16 protein-coding genes and 1 pseudogene are annotated in these 17,598 nt (G+C 64.8%); 16 read left to right on the top strand and 1 reads right to left on the bottom strand.

Translation table 11 applies throughout. From position 1 onward, the window contains the following. Positions 1–70 precede the first annotated feature (70 nt). The 14 genes from HTY61_RS14340 (at position 71) to infB (ending at position 15,393) form a co-directional block, all read left to right on the top strand. Positions 71–454 (top strand): Fur family transcriptional regulator, encoded by a 384-nt coding sequence (locus HTY61_RS14340; protein ID WP_175278568.1) that lies wholly within the window; start codon positions 71–73, stop codon positions 452–454. A gap of 6 nt (positions 455–460) precedes the next feature. Next, on the top strand, positions 461–1,282 hold the full coding sequence (gene olsA / locus HTY61_RS14335) for a lyso-ornithine lipid O-acyltransferase (protein WP_175277439.1): 822 nt from the start codon (positions 461–463) through the stop codon (positions 1,280–1,282). Positions 1,283–1,291: 9 nt separating this feature from the next. After that, positions 1,292–2,701 carry a tRNA (N6-isopentenyl adenosine(37)-C2)-methylthiotransferase MiaB gene (gene miaB, locus HTY61_RS14330; RefSeq protein WP_175277438.1) on the top strand — a complete coding sequence of 470 codons (1,410 nt, stop codon included), beginning with the start codon at positions 1,292–1,294 and terminating at the stop codon, positions 2,699–2,701. Next, positions 2,698–3,714, top strand: a complete 1,017-nt coding sequence (locus HTY61_RS14325) for a PhoH family protein (protein ID WP_246272813.1) — start codon at positions 2,698–2,700, stop codon at positions 3,712–3,714. Before miaB ends, HTY61_RS14325 begins: the two co-directional genes overlap by 4 nt. After that, complete coding sequence (gene ybeY / locus HTY61_RS14320; protein WP_175277437.1) at positions 3,695–4,192, top strand: rRNA maturation RNase YbeY; 498 nt, start codon at positions 3,695–3,697, stop codon at positions 4,190–4,192. The genes HTY61_RS14325 and ybeY overlap by 20 nt, the downstream gene beginning before the upstream one ends. Before the next feature lie 21 nt (positions 4,193–4,213). Next, positions 4,214–5,341 carry a hemolysin family protein gene (locus HTY61_RS14315; protein WP_175277436.1) on the top strand — a complete coding sequence of 376 codons (1,128 nt, stop codon included), beginning with the start codon at positions 4,214–4,216 and terminating at the stop codon, positions 5,339–5,341. A 66-nt stretch (positions 5,342–5,407) separates the two neighbouring features. After that, positions 5,408–7,027, top strand: a complete 1,620-nt coding sequence (gene lnt / locus HTY61_RS14310; RefSeq protein WP_175277435.1) for an apolipoprotein N-acyltransferase — start codon at positions 5,408–5,410, stop codon at positions 7,025–7,027. Positions 7,028–7,136: 109 nt separating this feature from the next. After that, entirely contained in the window at positions 7,137–7,556 is a 420-nt protein-coding gene (locus HTY61_RS14305) for a helix-turn-helix domain-containing protein (protein ID WP_175277434.1), read from the top strand. A 147-nt stretch (positions 7,557–7,703) separates the two neighbouring features. After that, entirely contained in the window at positions 7,704–8,975 is a 1,272-nt protein-coding gene (metK, locus tag HTY61_RS14300; RefSeq protein ID WP_175277433.1) for a methionine adenosyltransferase, read from the top strand. After that, positions 8,972–9,670 (top strand): tRNA (guanosine(46)-N7)-methyltransferase TrmB, encoded by a 699-nt coding sequence (trmB, locus tag HTY61_RS14295; protein WP_175277432.1) that lies wholly within the window; start codon positions 8,972–8,974, stop codon positions 9,668–9,670. Before metK ends, trmB begins: the two co-directional genes overlap by 4 nt. A 149-nt stretch (positions 9,671–9,819) precedes the next feature. Next, positions 9,820–10,461, top strand: a complete 642-nt coding sequence (gene rimP / locus HTY61_RS14290; protein WP_175277431.1) for a ribosome maturation factor RimP — start codon at positions 9,820–9,822, stop codon at positions 10,459–10,461. A 20-nt stretch (positions 10,462–10,481) separates the two neighbouring features. Continuing rightward, on the top strand, positions 10,482–12,119 hold the full coding sequence (gene nusA / locus HTY61_RS14285; protein ID WP_175277430.1) for a transcription termination factor NusA: 1,638 nt from the start codon (positions 10,482–10,484) through the stop codon (positions 12,117–12,119). Between the two features lie 35 nt (positions 12,120–12,154). Then, on the top strand, positions 12,155–12,826 hold the full coding sequence (locus HTY61_RS14280) for an RNA-binding protein (protein ID WP_175277429.1): 672 nt from the start codon (positions 12,155–12,157) through the stop codon (positions 12,824–12,826). Further along, positions 12,823–15,393: a translation initiation factor IF-2 gene (gene infB, locus HTY61_RS14275; RefSeq protein ID WP_175277428.1), complete on the top strand. Its 2,571-nt coding sequence runs from the start codon at positions 12,823–12,825 to the stop codon at positions 15,391–15,393. The genes HTY61_RS14280 and infB overlap by 4 nt, the downstream gene beginning before the upstream one ends. 79 nt (positions 15,394–15,472) lie before the next feature. Here the strand turns inward: infB and HTY61_RS14270 are convergent, their stop codons facing one another. After that, positions 15,473–16,063 carry an acyloxyacyl hydrolase gene (locus HTY61_RS14270; protein WP_175277427.1) on the bottom strand — a complete coding sequence of 197 codons (591 nt, stop codon included), beginning with the start codon at positions 16,061–16,063 and terminating at the stop codon, positions 15,473–15,475. A 63-nt stretch (positions 16,064–16,126) separates the two neighbouring features. On the opposite strand from HTY61_RS14270, the pseudogene rbfA reads away from it, so the two are divergent. Beyond that, positions 16,127–16,595: pseudogene (rbfA, locus tag HTY61_RS14265) on the top strand (30S ribosome-binding factor RbfA). Then, positions 16,595–17,575 carry a tRNA pseudouridine(55) synthase TruB gene (gene truB, locus HTY61_RS14260; RefSeq protein ID WP_175278566.1) on the top strand — a complete coding sequence of 327 codons (981 nt, stop codon included), beginning with the start codon at positions 16,595–16,597 and terminating at the stop codon, positions 17,573–17,575. The pseudogene rbfA and the gene truB overlap by 1 nt, the downstream one beginning before the upstream one ends. The last annotated feature ends 23 nt before the right edge of the window (positions 17,576–17,598 follow it).

The raw sequence follows: 17,598 nt of genomic DNA, 5'->3' as shown, positions 1-17,598 counted from the left end.
GGAGGTTCGGGAGACGGCGGTGAAAGGCGGCACGGAAAAAACGCTGGAAGAACTCTGCATCGAACGCGGCATGCGCATGACAGACCAGCGCCGCGTGATTGCGCGCGTGTTGCAGGATGCGTCCGATCATCCGGACGTGGACGAGCTGTATCGCCGGGCATCGACGGTGGATTCGAACATTTCCATTTCCACCGTCTATCGAACCGTGAAGCTGTTCGAGGACGCCGGCATCATCGAAAAGCACGAATTTCGCGACGGCCGGGCGCGATACGAGCCGATCCCCGACGAGCATCACGATCACCTGATCGACGTGACGTCCGGCGACGTGATCGAGTTTCGCAATGCGCGCATCGAGGCACTGCAGGAAGAGATAGCCCGTGAACTGGGCTACCGCATCGTCGATCACCGTCTCGAACTCTACGCGGTGCCGATCGACCCCAAGGACAAGACCTGACGTGTCGTGACACGCTGGTTGCGCCTCATCCTCTTCCTTGGCCTGCTCGTGCCGATGACCGTGCTTGCCGCCCCTTTCCAGCTGCTTGCAGTGCGCACCGGCATGCCGCTTCGCAGGTGGCTTCCGGTATGCTGGCACCGCATTGCGGCGCGGATCATCGGGCTGCGGACACGGGTGCACGGAAAACCTGCCATTCACGATCATGCCGGTGTGCTGATCGCGGCCAATCACGTTTCGTGGCTCGACATCATCGCGCTTGGCGCCGCGGCCCCGGTATCCTTCATTGCCAAGGATGAGGTCGCCCGCTGGCCCGGCATCTCCATTCTCGCGAAACTGCAGGAAACGGTTTTCGTGGAGCGGCATAGGCGCGGCAAGGTCGGCGAGCAGGCGGCGCGCATCCGCGATCGTCTCGAGAGGGGCGATGCCGTCGTCCTCTTTCCCGAGGGCACCACGTCCGACGGCAATTTCCTGCTGCCGTTCAAGTCCGCGCTGTTCGGTGCGGTGGGTGTCACGCCCCATGCTGCCGGAAAGTCGCCTCACGTCCAGCCGGTCGCCATCGTCTACACCCACCTGCACGGGATGCCGATGGGGCGCTACGACCGGCCGGTTGCCGCCTGGCCGGGTGACGTCGGGCTGGCCCCGCATCTCTGGCGCGTGCTGGGCGAGGGCGCCATCGACGTGTCGATCGTCTTCGGCGAAGCCTTTCCGGCTTCGGAACTGCCCGACCGCAAGGCGCTTGCGGCCGCCTGCGAGGCCGCGATCCGCGAAATGGTCTCCGGCGTATTGCGCGGCCGCACACCGCTTCCAAGCGGCGTCAAAACGGGGTAAAGACCGGGCATGAGCGATATTCTGGAACTCACGGGGCGCGAAGAGGCGCCGGCTGCCGGCAACACCCGCAAGGTCTTCGTCAAGACCTATGGTTGCCAGATGAACGTCTATGACAGCCAGCGCATGGCCGATGCGCTTGGCGCAGACGGCTATGTGGAAACGGCGTCGCCGGAAGATGCCGACATGATCCTCCTCAACACATGTCACATCCGGGAGAAGGCGGCCGAGAAGGTCTATTCGGAGCTCGGACGCCTGCGCAAGCTGCGCGACAGGCGCCGTTCCGATGGCGGCGAAATGCTGATCGGCGTTGCCGGTTGCGTCGCCCAGGCCGAGGGCGAGGAGATCATTCGCCGCGCGCCTGTCGTCGATTTCGTCATCGGTCCGCAGACCTACCACCGGCTTCCGCAGATCGCGGCCGAGGCCCGGCAGGGCAACAAGGTTGTCGAGACGGACTACGCCATGGAGGACAAGTTCGAGAAGCTCCCGGCGCATGACGAGCAACGGGTCCGTGCCCGTGGCGTCACCGCCTTTCTTACCGTCCAGGAAGGCTGCGACAAGTTCTGCACCTTCTGCGTCGTGCCCTATACGCGAGGCGCCGAGGTGTCGCGCCCCGTTCACCAGATCCTTTCCGAGGCGCGCCGCCTTGCCGGGGCAGGCGTGCGCGAGGTCACCCTGCTCGGCCAGAACGTCAATGCATGGCATGGTGAGGGTGCCGATGGCCGCGAGTGGGGGCTCGGGGAACTGCTGCACGAGCTTGCGAAGATCGACGGCATAGATCGCCTGCGCTACACGACCAGCCATCCCCGCGACATGGACGATGCCCTGATAGCGGCGCATCGCGATCTCGATTGCCTGATGCCCTATCTTCACCTTCCGGTACAGGCGGGCTCCGACCGCATCCTGAAGGCGATGAACCGCAAGCATACCGCCGACGAGTACCGGCGCCTTGTGGACCGCATTCGCGATGCGCGGCCCGACATTGCCCTTTCCGGCGATTTCATCGTCGGCTTTCCGGGGGAGACCGACGCCGATTTCGAGGACACGATGCGGCTGATTGCCGATGTCGGCTACGCCCAGGCCTTCTCTTTCAAGTATTCCCCGCGTCCGGGCACGCCGGGTGCCGACATGGACGATCAGGTGCCGGAAGACGTCAAGACCGGGCGGCTTCACCGCCTGCAGGCCCTGCTCGACGAGCAGCAGGCAGGTTTCATGAAGGGGCTGGAAGGAAGGACGATTTCCGTCCTGCTCGAGAAGCCCGGGCGCGATCCGGGCCAGCTGGTCGGGAGGTCTCCCTGGCTTCAACCCGTGGTTTGTGATGAAAATGTCGGAAAAATCGGCGACATTGTCCAAGTGCGAATCACGAGGGCATCCGCCAACAGCCTGATTGCGGACAACAGCGAAGTGGAAATTCCGGCTTGAACTCAGAAGCCAATGTGAATCCCGTGGCCACCGGCGCCTCCGATCTGGCGCACATAGTCCTGACCTTCGACAACAACGAATACGCGCGCGCTCTCTACGGCCAGTTCGACGAGAACCTCGCCCTGATCGAGCAGCGCCTGGGCGTCGACGTCCGATCCAAGGGCAACCAGGTTTCGATTCGCGGCGAGCCGGCCGCCACCGAACAGGCGCGCCGCGCGCTCGACTTTCTCTACGACCGGCTGGCCGCCGGCGGCGAGGAACCCGATGCAGCCGAGGTCGACGGGGCGTTGCGCATGGCGGTCGCGGCGGACGACCAGCTTTCGCTGCCGACCATCACGGCGCCCGCGAAACTCGCGGCGGCGCAGATATCGACGCGCAAGAAGACCATATTCGCCCGCACGCCGAACCAGGATGCCTACATTCGGGCGCTCGAGCGTGCCGAGCTCGTTTTCGGCATCGGCCCGGCGGGAACCGGCAAGACCTATCTCGCGGTCGCCCATGCGGCGATGCTGCTGGAGCGCGGTGCCGTCGAGCGGATCATCCTGTCGCGTCCGGCCGTGGAGGCGGGCGAACGTCTCGGCTTCCTGCCGGGCGACCTGAAGGAGAAGGTCGATCCATATCTGCGGCCACTCTACGACGCGCTTTACGACATGATTCCCGCGGACAAGGTCGAGCGCGCGCTGGCCGCCGGTGTCATCGAGATCGCGCCGCTGGCCTTCATGCGTGGCCGCACGCTGACCAATGCCGCTGTCATACTCGACGAGGCGCAGAACACGACCTCGATGCAGATGAAGATGTTCCTGACCCGTCTCGGCGAGAATTCCATGATGATGGTGACGGGAGACCCGTCGCAGATAGATCTCCCGCTCGGGGCGCAGTCGGGGCTCGTGGAGGCACTGCGCGTGCTGCGGGACGTGCCCGGCATCGTCACCGTGCGCTTCAACGAGAAGGACGTCGTTCGCCATCCGCTCGTCGGCCGCATCGTTTCCGCCTATGACGCCAACCGGGACTAGGGCCTTGGCTGTCGAGATCGATGTCGGCGTCGAGGCCGGCGACTGGCCGGGTGCGGACGAACTCGAGGCGCTGGTGCGCGAGGTCGTCGATGCGGCGGCGGCCCGGTTGGGCCTTTCCGGTGCCGACACGGAATTGTCCGTCCTGTTCACCGATGACGCCGCGATTCGCCGGCTGAACGCCGAATGGCGCGGCAAGGACAGGCCGACGAACGTGCTGTCTTTCCCTGCCTTCGATCTCGCGCCCGGCGATGCGCCGGGGCCGATGCTCGGCGATATCGTGATCGCTTCGCAGACGGTGGCCCGCGAGGCCGAGCTTGAAGGCAAGTCCTTCGATGACCATCTCCGGCATCTGGTTGTACACGGTTTCTTGCATCTTCTGGGGTACGATCACGAAAACGACACGGAAGCCGGGGAAATGGAAGGCGCGGAACGCGCAATTCTTGCTGACATCGGCGTTCCCGACCCCTATTGTGACTGAGAACGAAACAACAAGCCTTAAATGAACAGTACCGACAGCGACTCATCATGGTCTGACGGCGGCGACAGCGATACCGATCCCCGAAGTCCCCGCACGGAGCCCGGCAAGACACGCGGCTACCCGGGCTTTTTCCAGCGTCTGATCAATCTCTTCAGGCCGCAATCCGCCGCGACCATCCGGGAAAACCTGCAGGACGCGCTTGCCGGCAACGGCGAGTGGGACCAGACCATCTCGCCGGGCGAACGCGCCATGCTGCACAACATCCTGCGGCTGCGCGAGATGCGTGTCGACGACGTGATGATCCCGCGTGCCGAGATCGATGCCGTCGACCAGAAGACGACGCTCGGCGAATTGCTGGGCATGTTCGAACGGTCGGGCCACAGCCGCATGCCGGTCTATGACGAGACGCTCGACGACCCGCGCGGCATGGTCCACATCCGCGACGTCGTGGCCGTGATTACCAGGCTCGCTGCCGAGAAGAAGCGCCCGCGCCGCAAGAACGGTTCCGCGACGGTCGGCCACAACAGCGCCGGCGAGTTCGACCTATCCAGGGTGCAGCTCGACAAGACCATCGAGGAACTCAAGCTGGCCCGCCAGGTGCTTTTCGTGCCGCCCTCCATGCTGGCCGCCGACCTGATGGCGCGCATGCAGGCGCAGCGCATCCAGATGGCCCTGGTGATCGACGAGTATGGCGGCACCGACGGCCTCGTCTCGCTTGAGGACATCGTCGAGACGGTCGTCGGCGACATCGAGGACGAGCATGACGAGGACGAGGCGCTCGTCACCCAGCAGGAGAACGGCACGATCATCGCCGATGCGCGCGCCGACCTCGAGGACCTCGCCAAGCTGCTCGGTTCCGACTTCCTGGAGGCGGCGCGCAGCGAGGAGGACGATGTCGACACGATCGGCGGCCTGATCTTCTCGCTTCTGGGGCGGATTCCCGTTCGCGGCGAGGTGATTGCCTCCTTCGCCGGCTACGAGTTCGAGGTGCTGGAGGCCGATCCGCGCCGCATCAGGCGCGTGCGGATCGTGCGCACGAGACGCCGGCCGTCGCGCCGGGACGTTCCGGACCGCGAGGCCGTCCCGGTGCCGGCGGGCAGCGAAAAGGGCGCGCCGGACGTGGAGAAAGCCGCTGAAAAGGCGGAGTGACATCGTCTCCGACGATCAGTCCTGATAAAGCTGCTTCGCAGAGTTGATTCGAAACCGGACCGGCGAATGGAGCGTCTAGCCAACCGAATATTGCTGACGACCGGCTGGAGAAGGGCCTTTCTGGCAGTCCTCGCGGGCGCTGTCACGGTTCTCGCCCAGGCGCCGTTTCACCTGTTTTTCGTCTGTTTCCTGACCTTCCCGCTCCTGGTCTGGCTGCTGGATGGCGCGGTGGCGCGGCCGTCGCGCTCCCTCGTGGCCTCCGCCTGGCCGGCGTTTTCGACCGGCTGGTGGTTCGGCTTCGGCTATTTCGCGGCCGGAATGTGGTGGATCGGCAACGCCCTCTTCGTCGAGGCGGAGGCGCTTGCCTGGCTGTGGCCCTTCGCGGTCACGCTGATACCGGCGGTCCTTGCCATGTTCTACGGGCTTGCCGCGGTCTTCGCCCGGATGCTGTGGTCGGACGGCATCGGCCGCATCTTTGCGCTCGCCTTCGGTTTCGGCCTTGCCGAATGGCTGCGCAGTTACGCCTTCACCGGCTTCCCCTGGAATGCCATTGGCTATGCGGCGATGCCGGTACCCGAGCTGATGCAGTCGGCCTCGGTCGTTGGTCTATACGGCATGAACGCGCTCGCGGTTCTCGCCTTCGCCCTGCCAGCCTGCATTGCCCGCACGCGCCTGCGCGCGGGCCTTTCGATGGGGCTGATCGCTCTCCAGCTGGGCGGCCATGCGACCTTTGGCTACTGGCGTCTTCACCATGCCCCCGAAGCCGACACGGACGCCGTGGTCGTGCGCGTGGTGCAGCCGGCGATCGACCAGTCGGAAAAATGGGATCGGGCACGGCGTTCCGAGATATTCGACATGCTGACGGCCCTGTCCGAGAAGCCGAACGGGAGCGATACGCGTCCGGCCCTGGTCGTCTGGCCGGAGACCTCCGTGCCCTATGTGCTGACCGAGGCGCCCGGCGCTGTTGCCGCCATCGCGGAAATGCTGGGCGAGGGCCAGATCCTGCTCGCCGGCGCGGTGCGTGCCGGGGAACGGACCGAGGGCGGGGAACCGACTTGGTACAATTCGATCCTTGCCGTGAATGACGAAGGCGTCATCATCGATGCGGCCGACAAGAAGCACCTTGTTCCCTTCGGCGAATATCTTCCCTTCCGGGAGATCGCGGAGCGCTTCGGCCTGCGGAAGATCGCCGATGCGGATCGCGGCTATTCGCCCGCCAGCCTGCGCCGCACGATGTCGCTGCCCGGCGGCGTGGTGGTGCTGCCGTCCGTCTGCTACGAGGCGATATTCCCCTACGCGGTCGCGTCCGAGGGCGAGCCGCCGACCCTGATCGTCAATGTGACCAACGATGCCTGGTACGGCGATACGCCCGGCCCCTATCAGCATCTCCACCAGGCGCGGATTCGCGCGGTCGAAAACGGCTTGCCAATGGTTCGCGCCGCCAACAATGGCCTGTCGGCCGTGTTCGATGCCCATGGCCGTCAGCTGGGCGCGCTCGGCTATGACGTGCGCGGCGCCTTCGAGGCGCCCGTTGCCAGCCCCTTGGAAATGACACTCTACCGGACCCATGGCTGGCAGATCGTGTCGGGGATCTTTTCGCTGTTTGCCGCTATCGCGGCATTGGCCCGGATTGTCGGTGCAGGCCTGCGATCTCGTGCTACCCGCAAAATGACGCGTTTTGTGTAACCGATTTTGACTGCTATGATGTTTCCCTTACGTCGGTTCGTTTGTTGCCGGCACAGCTGGTCCTTGGAAACAACAAGACAAACAGATACATAAGTGGCAAGGACATGAAATGGCCGACAACAAGAAGCAACCCAATCCGATTGACATTCATGTCGGCAGCCGCATCCGGCTGCGCCGGACCATGCTCGGAATGAGCCAGGAAAAGCTGGGAGAGGCGCTCGGCATCACATTCCAGCAGGTTCAGAAATACGAAAAGGGCACGAACCGCGTCGGGGCCAGCCGGCTGCAGAACATGGCGGGGATCCTTGGCGTGCCCGTGTCCTTTTTCTTCGAGGATGCGCCGGGGGATGGAGGCGAGGTCTCCGCGACCGGGGTGTCGGAGAATTCCGCTTCCTACGTCGTGAACTTCCTGTCCAGTTCCGAAGGCCTTCAGCTCAATCGCGCCTTCGTCCGGATATCCGATTCGCGCGTGCGCAAGCGCATAATCGAGCTGGTCAAGGCGCTGGCCGCCGAGTCCGAAGAGGGCTAGTCCTCCATTCGGGCGATATGCACTTATCCTTATATCTTTAAGCGAAAACCGGTTTTCACTTGACCGGAATTTGCCTCTTGCCTAACCAGTGCAGGCTTCATGTCGCCGTGGTGGCGGCGACTTCGTACCTGCACCGGGGGACACTTCATGGCGCGCCAGGACTATTTCTTCACCTCCGAATCGGTCTCGGAAGGCCATCCGGACAAGGTCTGCGACCGCATTTCCGACGAGATCGTTGATCTGATCTATCGGGAGGCGCGCAGGCACGGCGAGGACGAGAAGTGGCGCGTCCGGGTTGCCTGCGAGGCGCTGGCAACTACGAACCGGGTCGTCATTGCCGGCGAGGTGCGAGTTCCTGAGAGCATGCTCAAGAAGGACAAGTCCGGCAATTTCGTCACGGATGCAACGGGCCATCCAATGGTCAATCCGGCGAAATTCCGCTCTGCCGCGCGCCGCGCTATCCGCGACATCGGCTACGAGCAGAACGGATTCCACTGGAAGACCTGCCGCATCGACGTGCTTCTGCACGGCCAGTCTGCCGACATTGCCCAGGGCGTCGACAATGCCGCCGACCGGCAGGGGGAGGAAGGTGCCGGCGACCAGGGCATCATGTTCGGCTATGCCTGCAACGAGACGCCGGAACTGATGCCGGCTCCGATCTACTACGCGCACAAGATCCTGGAGTTGCTGGCGGCCGCGCGCCATGCGGGTGAAGGCGAAGCGGCAAAGCTCGGTCCCGATGCCAAGTCGCAGGTCACCGTGCGCTATCGCAACGGCAAGCCGTCGGAAGTGACCCAGATCGTACTGTCGACCCAGCATCTGGACGACAGCTGGGACAGCAACAAGGTCAGGGCCGTGGTCGAGCCTTATATCCGCGAGGCTCTCGGCGACCTGCCGATCGCCGCGGACTGCAATTGGTACATCAACCCCACGGGCAAGTTCGTCATTGGTGGCCCTGACGGCGATGCCGGGTTGACGGGTCGCAAGATCATCGTCGACACCTATGGCGGCGCCGCACCGCATGGCGGCGGCGCCTTTTCCGGCAAGGACACCACCAAGGTGGACCGTTCCGCCGCCTATGCCGCGCGCTACCTTGCCAAGAACGTTGTCGCCGCCGGGATCGCCGACAGGTGCTCGATCCAGCTCTCCTATGCCATCGGCGTGGCCCAACCCTTGTCGGTCTATGTCGACACCGCCGGTACCGGCAAGGTCGCGGACGCGGCGATCGAGGATGCGCTGCGCAAGGTCATGGACCTGTCCCCGACCGGCATCCGCAGGCATCTCGATCTCAACAAGCCGATTTATGCCAAGACGGCCGCCTATGGTCATTTCGGCCGCAAGCCCGGCCGTGACGGCTCCTTCTCCTGGGAGAAGACCAATCTGGTCAAGCCGTTGAAGGAAGCGCTCGGACTGAAATGACCGGCGAGCGCCGTACCCGATCGACCGAGGCCTTCTTCGGGCGCCGGCGCGGCAAGGCGCTGCGTCCTCGCCAGTCCGATCTTCTCGAGCGTCTTCTGCCGCGCTGGAAGCTGGACCTGGAGGCGCCTGCGCCAGACCGCCTGTCCGACATCTTCGACAACGCGCCAAGCCGGATCGTATTGGAGATCGGCTTCGGCGGCGGCGAACACCTGCTGCACCGGGCGCAGGAGGACCCGGATGCCGGGTTCATCGGGGTCGAGCCCTTTGTCAACTCGATGGCGAAATTTCTCGCGGCCGCAGAGGACGCGGGCGTGGCCAACATCCGTCTCTATGACGATGATGCCACGCGACTTCTCGACTGGCTGCCCGGGGCATGCCTGGACGGCATAGACCTGCTCTATCCCGATCCCTGGCCGAAGAAGAAGCACTGGAAGCGCCGTTTCGTGAATGCGGCGAACCTCGATCGTTTTGCCCGCGTCATGAAGCCGGGTGCGAACTTCCGCTTCGCCTCCGATATCGACACCTATGTCAACTGGACGCTTGCGCATCTGCACGCCCATCCGGCCTTCGACTGGACGGCGCGCAATGCTGCCGACTGGCGCGAACCATTCGAGGGATGGCCGGGGACGCGATATGAGGCCAAGGCGCTCCGTGAAGGCCGCACGCCTGCCTATCTGACCTTTCGGCGCCGTTAGGCCGGGATGCGGTCCTGCCCGCCTCGCGGCGCTCTTGCGCTTTTGCCGCACGGGGCGTATATGGACTTTAAATTCTTGGTCTTTTGAACAAGAGTGGGCCCGCGAGGACCCGCTCTTTTTGTTTTGGCGGACAAGGCCGCAGGCATCTGGTGAGCGACGCAACTCTGGCGCCGATAGAAAATGACGAACCGCGGATCGTTCGCGAGACGGGTGTCGACGCACGTGTGGCGTCGATCGTCGAGCCGGTTCTCAATTCGGCCGGCTACCGGCTGGTTCGCGTTCGCCTTTCCGGCATGAATGGCCTGACCTTGCAGATCATGGCGGAGCGCGCCGACGGCACCATGACGGTCGAGGATTGCGAGGATGTCAGCCGCATGATCTCGCCGCTGCTCGACGTGGAAGATCCGATCGACCGGGCCTACCATCTCGAGATTTCGTCGCCCGGCATCGACCGGCCACTGGTCCGAATGTCCGATTTTGCCCGGTGGCGGGGCCACATCGCCAAGATCGAGACCTCGGTTATGGTCGATGGACGCAAGCGGTTCCGGGGCACGATTACCGGCATGACGCAGGACGCGGTGACGATCGAGGCGGACAAGGCGAAGCTCGGCGAGGCGATGGTCGCGGACATACCCTTCGAAGCGGTCTCCGAAGCGAGGCTGATCCTGACCGACGAGCTGATCCGTGCCGCGCTCAAGGCCGACAAGGCCGCCCGCCTGGCCCGCGGACTGGAGGTCGGGGACGATGACGACAACGAGGATACCGCATCGGACAGCGATGCGGAGGCTTGAGAGCCATAGAGGAGACGACAATGGCAGTCAGTGCTAACAGGCTGGAACTTCTGCAGATCGCCGACGCGGTCGCGCGCGAGAAGATGATCGACAAGGACATCGTCATCTCCGCGATGGCCGATGCGATCCAGAAGGCGGCGAAGTCCCGCTACGGCCAGGAAACCAACATCCGCGCCGATATCAACACCAAGACCGGCGAGATCAAGCTGCAGCGTCTGCTCGAGGTGTCCGAGACCGTGGAGGACCCGGCCACGCAGATTTCCATCGAGCAGGCTCGCGGCCGCAACCCCGAGGCGCAGCCGGGCGATTTCATCGCCGAGCAGCTGCCGCCGCTCGATTTCGGTCGTATCGCCGCCCAGTCCGCCAAGCAGGTCATCGTCCAGAAGGTGCGCGAGGCCGAGCGCGATAACCAGTACGAGGAATTCAAGGATCGCGTTGGCGAAATCGTCAACGGCACGGTCAAGCGCGTCGAATACGGCAATGTGATCGTCGATCTGGGGCGTGCCGAGGCCATCATCCGCCGCGACGAGCTGATCCCGCGCGAGACCTATCGCTACGGCGACCGGGTGCGCGCCTATGTCTATGACGTGCGCCGCGAGCAGCGCGGACCGCAGATATTCCTGTCCCGCACCCACCCGCAGTTCATGGCAAAGCTGTTCCAGATGGAAGTGCCGGAAATCTACGACGGCATCATCGAGATCAAGTCGGTGGCTCGCGATCCCGGTTCGCGCGCCAAGATCGCGGTGGTGTCGCGGGACAGCTCGATCGACCCGGTCGGCGCCTGCGTCGGCATGCGTGGCAGCCGCGTTCAGGCCGTCGTCGCCGAATTGCAGGGCGAGAAGATCGACATCATTCCGTGGCAGCCTGATGCCGCGTCCTTCATCGTCAACGCGCTGCAGCCGGCGGAAGTTGCCAAGGTGGTGCTCGACGAGGATGCGGAACGCATCGAGGTCGTCGTTCCGGACGAGCAGCTGTCGCTGGCCATCGGCCGCCGCGGTCAGAACGTCCGTCTCGCCTCGCAGCTGACCGGCTGGGATATCGACATCCTGACCGAGGAAGAGGAATCGGCGCGTCGCCAGAAGGAATTCGTCGAACGCTCCAACCTCTTCATGGAGGCGCTCGACGTCGACGAGATGGTCGGCCAGGTGCTGGCTTCGGAAGGATTCACCTCCATCGAGGAAGTCGCCTATGTCGATGCAGAGGAAGTCTCCTCCATCGAGGGTTTCGACGAGGATACGGCCGCGGAAATCCAGACCCGGGCACGGGAATATCTGGAGCGCATCGAGGCCGAGAACGACGAGAAGCGCAAGAAGCTCGGTGTTGACGACGCGCTTCGTGAGATTCCCGGCATGACCACGGCGATGATGGTCGCGCTCGGCGAGGACGGCGTCAAGAGCATGGAAGACTTCGCGGGTTGCGCGGCCGACGACCTGGTCGGCTGGCGCGAGCGCAAGGAAGGCGAGACCGTCATCCATGACGGAATCTTCACGCCCTTCGGCACTTCCCGTGCCGAGGCCGAGGAAATGATCGTTGCCGCCCGCCTGGCCGTCGGCTGGATCACGGAGGACGATCTGCGCGCAGACGAGGAGGTCGAGGAAGGCGAGGCCGGGGAAGCGGCCGAAGAGCAGGCGCAGGCCGGCGCCGTGTTCGACGCCTGAGGCGGGCACCATGGGCGCGCTGACCGGATACGGACATGACCGCAGGCAAGAAGGACGACATGAACGACCGTACCTGCATCGTGACCGGCGAGGCGCGTCCGCCCGAGGAGATGATCCGCTTCGTTGCGGATCCGGACGGCAGGGTTGTCCCTGACCTGAAACGCAATCTGCCGGGGCGCGGTTGCTGGGTCACCGCGCGCCGCGATCTCGTCGACAGGGCCGTTGCGAAAAAGCTTTTTCGCCGCGGTCTGCGCCGTGAAGTGACCGTGGACCTTGAACTCGGCGCGCTGGTCGATCATCTGATAGCCAGGCGCGCGCTCGGCCATCTCGGGCTCGCCCGCAAGGCCCGTGCGGTCGTGACGGGCGCGATGCAGGTCGACAAGGCGGTCCGTTCCGGCACGGCGATTGCCGTGCTGCACGATCCGGCGGCGGCGGCGGACGGGATCCGCAAGATAGAACAGGCCCGTACTTTCGTGCGTAGCATGGGCGGGCCGGACATTCCGGCGTTCAAATCATTTGCCGAGGGCGAATTGGATTTGGCATTGGGCGCCGGAAATGTGATACATGCTGCAATACTGGACGGGCAGCCGGGACAGGCTGCATTGCGAAGCCTTGTATTTCTCGACCGTTTCCGGCATTTCGGCGCAGAAAATACGCAATCGGGCGGCGCGAACTCGAACACCGCGAAGGACACGACTACGGAATGAGTGATACGACTTCGGACGACAAGAAAACCGGCGCGGACGGAAAACGGACGCTGACGCTGAAGCGCTCGGGCGGTGACAAGAGCACCGTGCGGCAGAATTTCAGCCACGGCCGGTCCAAATCGGTGGTCGTCGAGACGCGCAAGCGCAAGTTCACGCGGCCCGACGAGAAGCCTGCTGCGGCCGCGACGGTCAAGGCGGGCGTGAAGCCGCGCGCCGCCGCGCCGGCGGCCGAGGGCAGGAAACCTGCCGCGGCCCCGGACGAGGGCGGCAAGCGCGGCGGTGTCGTTCTCAACCAGCTGTCCCAGAGCGAGATCGAGGCGCGCAAGCGTGCCCTCGAGGAAGCCAAGGTGCGCGAGGCCGAGGAACGCAAGCGTGCCGCCGAGGAGGCCAAGCGCCGTGCCGAGGAGGACGAGCGTCGCGCCAAGGAGCGCGCCGAGTCCGAGCGCCGTCAGAAGGAGGAAGAGGAGCGCCTCGCCGCGGAAAAGGCTGCGCGCGAACGCGCCGAGGTCGACGCCGCGAAGCGTGCGCCGACGCCGGAAGAGGAAAAGGCTGCCGTCGCCGCGGGCAAGCCCGCGGGGCGTCGCGGGGCCGGCGAGGAGGAAGAAAATCGTGGTCCGCGCCGTCCCGGCCGCACCGAAACGCCGCCGCGTCCTGCGCCGCGCCGTGACGAGGAGCGTCGCCGTGGCAAGATCTCCCTGTCGAATGTCGGCGCCGACGGCGAGGGCCGCGCGCGTTCGCTGTCCGCCATGCGCCGCCGCCAGGAGAAGGTGAAGCGGATGATGGCCGGCAACGAGCCGCGCGAAAAGATCTCGCGCGAGGTTCAGCTGCCGGAGACCATCACCATCCAGGAACTTGCACAGCGCATGGCCGAACGGGCCGTCGACGTGGTCAAGTTCCTGATGAAGCAGGGCCAGATGATGAAGCCCGGCGACCTGATCGATGCCGATACGGCCGAGCTGATCGCCGTGGAGTTCGGCCATACTGTCAAGCGCGTCACCGAGGCGGATGTCGAGGAAGGCATCTTCGATGTCGAGGATCGTCCCGAGGACATGAAGCCGCGTCCGCCGGTCGTCACCATCATGGGCCATGTCGACCACGGCAAGACGTCGCTCCTCGATGCCATTCGCAAGGCCAACGTCGTTTCCGGCGAGGCCGGCGGCATCACCCAGCATATCGGCGCCTATCAGGTCGAGCAGGACGGCCAGAAGATCACCTTCCTGGACACGCCCGGTCACGCCGCCTTCACGGCGATGCGTGCCCGTGGTGCGCAGGCGACGGACATAGCCATCCTGGTGGTGGCAGCCGACGACAGCGTGATGCCGCAAACGATCGAGTCCATAAATCACATCAAGGCGGCCGGCGTGCCGATGATCGTGGCGATCAACAAGGTCGACAAGCCGGAGGCCGACCCGCAGAAGGTGCGCACGGAACTGTTGCAGCACGAGGTCTTCGTCGAATCCATGGGCGGCGATATCCAGGAGGTCGAGGTCTCCGCGCTCAAGGGCACGAATCTCGATGGCCTCCTGGAATCCATCCTGCTGCAGGCCGAGCTCCTCGAGCTGAAGGCCAACCCGGACCGCTCCGCCGAGGGCGTCGTGATCGAGGCCAAGCTCGACAAGGGCCGCGGCTCGGTGGCGACGGTACTTGTGCAGGCCGGCACGCTGCGGATCGGTGACATTCTGGTTGCCGGTGACGAGTGGGGCCGCGTGCGCGCGATCGTCAACGATCGTGGTCAGCAGCTCAAGGAAGCGGTGCCGTCGCAGCCGGTCGAGATTCTTGGCCTGCAGGGCACGCCGCTGGCCGGTGACAAGTTCGCCGTCGTCGAAAGCGAGGCCCGGGCCCGCGAGATTTCCGAGTACCGTCAGCGGGTTACCCGCGAGAAGGCGGTCGCCCGCCAGGCCGGTTCCCGCGGCTCGCTCGAGCAGATGATGGCGCAGGCGCGCGACAAGGAGATGGCGGAGTTCCCGCTGCTCATCAAGGCCGACGTGCAGGGCTCCGTCGAGGCGATCATCGGCGCGCTGGAAAAGCTGGGCACGGACGAGGTCCAAGCCCGCATCGTCCATTCCGGCGCCGGCGGCATCACCGAGACGGATGTTTCCCTCGCCGAGTCGACTGGTGCGGCGATCCTGGCGTTCAACGTGCGTGCCAACAAGCAGGCACGCGACGCCGCCGAGGCGGCGGGCGTCGAGATCCGCTACTACAACATCATCTACAACCTGCTTGACGACGTGAAGGCAGCGATGTCCGGCCTGCTGTCGCCGGAGCGCCGCGAGACCTTCCTCGGCAATGCCGAGATCCTCGAGGTGTTCAACATCACCAAGGTCGGCAAGGTCGCGGGTTGCCGCGTCACCGAGGGCAAGGTGGAGCGTGGTGCGGGTGTGCGCCTGATCCGCGACAACGTGGTGATCCACGAGGGCAAGCTGAAGACGCTCAAGCGCTTCAAGGACGAGGTTTCCGAAGTGCCCGGCGGGCAGGAATGCGGCATGGCCTTCGAGAACTACGACGACATTCGTGCCGGCGACGTGATCGAGTGTTTCCGCGTCGAGGAAATCGCCCGGTCGCTGTAGCGGCGTGACGGGAATGCGGGAAGAACGGCCCGGTGCAAGCCGGGCCGATGCATTCCTGCCCCGGCAACGGATGAACCGCCTAGAACCTCAGGCCGACGCGCATGCCGGCCGATTCCAGCCCGCCATTGCTGAAACACTGATTGGCATTCGAGAAATGGTTGCCATAGGCCTCGACGGATACTCGTTCGCTGATATCGAAGCCGGCGCTGATTCCGACATGGAACAGCCAGTTGCAGCCGAGCCCCCCGTGATTGGGCGAGGGGTTGGAGAGATCTGCGGTGTTGTACGAGCCGCCGAGGCTGGCCGAGGTGTAGAAGCGTTCGCTCCAGTGCGCCTGCCAGTTGAGACCCGCATAGACGACATGCACCGGCTCGGCGCCGTCCTCCACAAGGGCGAGGTCCGCGCCGACATAGGGTCTGGGCGATCCGATGCCGGAGAGAAGGGCGGGCGAAGGCAGCAGCACCTCGCCATTCACGACGAACCCGTCCTCGTCGTGGCGGGTCGCCGGACCGGTGTCGTAGAATGCGCCGCCGAAGCGGATTTCCATGGCCTCGGCGTTCTTGCCGATCCAGGGCCACTCCGAATGGAGCCGCTCGCCCGCGACGGCGCCGGAAGCGGCGACGAGGGCCGTCATCGCCGACAGGGCGGCAACAGTGCGAGGAATGTTCATGGTCGTTTCAGTCCTGAGCGGAAACCGGGTTACTGAGAGCACAGAAAGGTATAGAATTTGTATTTGAATTGTCACCTTCTCTTCGAAGCGCGATTTGCCGCTTTCGCAGGGCCGGACAGTGCGAGGCGTCATGACACGCGATAGGACGATGCCGTCGCAGCGCCAGCTGCGCGTTGGTGAACAGGTGCGCCACGCGCTGACGGAGATTCTGCAGCGCGGCGACCTGCGCGATCCGGCGCTCGAGGGCGTTGTGCTTTCCGTCAACGAGGTGCGCATGTCGCCGGACCTGAAGATAGCGACCGTCTACGTGACGGCACTTGGCCGCGACGACATGGACCGGATCGTCAAGGCGCTCGCCGCGAATGCGAAGTTCATCCGCGGTCGCGTCGCGCCGGCATTGCGGCAGATGAAATACATGCCGCAGTTCCGTTTTCGCGCCGATACCTCCTTTGACAATTTTTCCAGGATTGACGAATTGCTTCGCTCACCCGAGGTCGCGCGCGATCTCGGTCACGACGAAGGGGACGAATGATGGCTCGCCAGCGCAAGAAGAAGGGGCGGCCCGTTTCCGGCTGGCTCGTGCTCGACAAGCCGCGCGGCATGGGATCGACCGAGGCTGTTTCCAAGATCAAGTGGCTTTTCAAGGCGGAGAAGGCTGGCCACGCCGGCACGCTGGATCCGCTGGCTTCCGGCATCCTGCCGATCGCGCTGGGCGAGGCCACGAAGACCGTGCCCTATGTCGTCGACGGCGAAAAGGTCTACCGTTTCACCGTTGCGTGGGGCGCGGAGACCGCGACGGATGACACCGAGGGCGCGGTCGTGAAGGAATCCGGCGATCGGCCCTCCCGGCAGGACGTCGAGGCGATCCTGCCCGGATATACCGGCACCATCATGCAGAAGCCGCCGGCCTATTCGGCGATCAAGATTGACGGCGAGCGCGCCTACGATCTCGCCCGCGAGGGCGAGGCGGTCGACATCCCGGCCCGCGAGGTCCGGATCGACAGCCTGGTTGTCGTCAATCACGAGGACGGGCGCACCACATTCGAGGTCGAGTGCGGCAAGGGCACCTATGTGCGGTCCCTGGCCCGCGACATGGGCCGTGAACTGGGTTGCTATGGCCACGTCGTCGATCTGCGGCGCACCGTGGTCGATCCGTTCGACGAGGAGGATGCGGTCACGCTGGAGGAACTGGAAAAGTCCGCGGCCGAAGCCGAGGCGGACATCGGGGACGGCGACGACGAGGAGGCCGCGATGCAGCTGCGCCTGCAGGCCCGTTTCGCGGCACTCGATCCCTGCCTGCTCGATACCGGCGAGGCGATGCACGGCTATCCGAGCATCGCGGTCAGCGGGGACCAGGCCAAGCGGATCCGTCTCGGCAACCCGGTCATCCTGCGCGGTCGCGACGCGCCGCTGCCGACGGAGGATGCCTGCGCCTTCGAACGTGGAAGGCTGGTCGCCATAGGCGAGATCGCCGCCGGCGAATTCCGCCCGCGCCGCGTGTTCAAGATATGATCGGACGGCTGGAATCCGGGGAA

The organism is Oricola thermophila, from assembly GCF_013358405.1.
GTDB lineage: Bacteria > Pseudomonadota > Alphaproteobacteria > Rhizobiales > Rhizobiaceae > Oricola > Oricola thermophila.
The sequence above is the reverse complement of the archived record's forward strand: the minus strand, read 5'-3'. Positions and strand labels throughout refer to the sequence as shown.

Excerpts from the sequence above, each read along its gene's own strand:
- HTY61_RS14340 (WP_175278568.1), top strand. The coding sequence starts at position 71 with ATGCGCATGACAGACCAGCGCCGCGTGATTGCGCGCGTGTTGCAGGAT.
- miaB (WP_175277438.1), top strand. The coding sequence starts at position 1,292 with ATGAGCGATATTCTGGAACTCACGGGGCGCGAAGAGGCGCCGGCTGCC.
- ybeY (WP_175277437.1), top strand. The coding sequence starts at position 3,695 with ATGACGCCAACCGGGACTAGGGCCTTGGCTGTCGAGATCGATGTCGGC.
- HTY61_RS14315 (WP_175277436.1), top strand. The coding sequence starts at position 4,214 with ATGAACAGTACCGACAGCGACTCATCATGGTCTGACGGCGGCGACAGC.
- lnt (WP_175277435.1), top strand. The coding sequence starts at position 5,408 with ATGGAGCGTCTAGCCAACCGAATATTGCTGACGACCGGCTGGAGAAGG.
- HTY61_RS14305 (WP_175277434.1), top strand. The coding sequence starts at position 7,137 with ATGGCCGACAACAAGAAGCAACCCAATCCGATTGACATTCATGTCGGC.
- metK (WP_175277433.1), top strand. The coding sequence starts at position 7,704 with ATGGCGCGCCAGGACTATTTCTTCACCTCCGAATCGGTCTCGGAAGGC.
- trmB (WP_175277432.1), top strand. The coding sequence starts at position 8,972 with ATGACCGGCGAGCGCCGTACCCGATCGACCGAGGCCTTCTTCGGGCGC.
- nusA (WP_175277430.1), top strand. The coding sequence starts at position 10,482 with ATGGCAGTCAGTGCTAACAGGCTGGAACTTCTGCAGATCGCCGACGCG.
- HTY61_RS14280 (WP_175277429.1), top strand. The coding sequence starts at position 12,155 with ATGACCGCAGGCAAGAAGGACGACATGAACGACCGTACCTGCATCGTG.
- infB (WP_175277428.1), top strand. The coding sequence starts at position 12,823 with ATGAGTGATACGACTTCGGACGACAAGAAAACCGGCGCGGACGGAAAA.
- HTY61_RS14270 (WP_175277427.1), bottom strand. The coding sequence starts at position 16,063 with ATGAACATTCCTCGCACTGTTGCCGCCCTGTCGGCGATGACGGCCCTC.
- truB (WP_175278566.1), top strand. The coding sequence starts at position 16,595 with ATGGCTCGCCAGCGCAAGAAGAAGGGGCGGCCCGTTTCCGGCTGGCTC.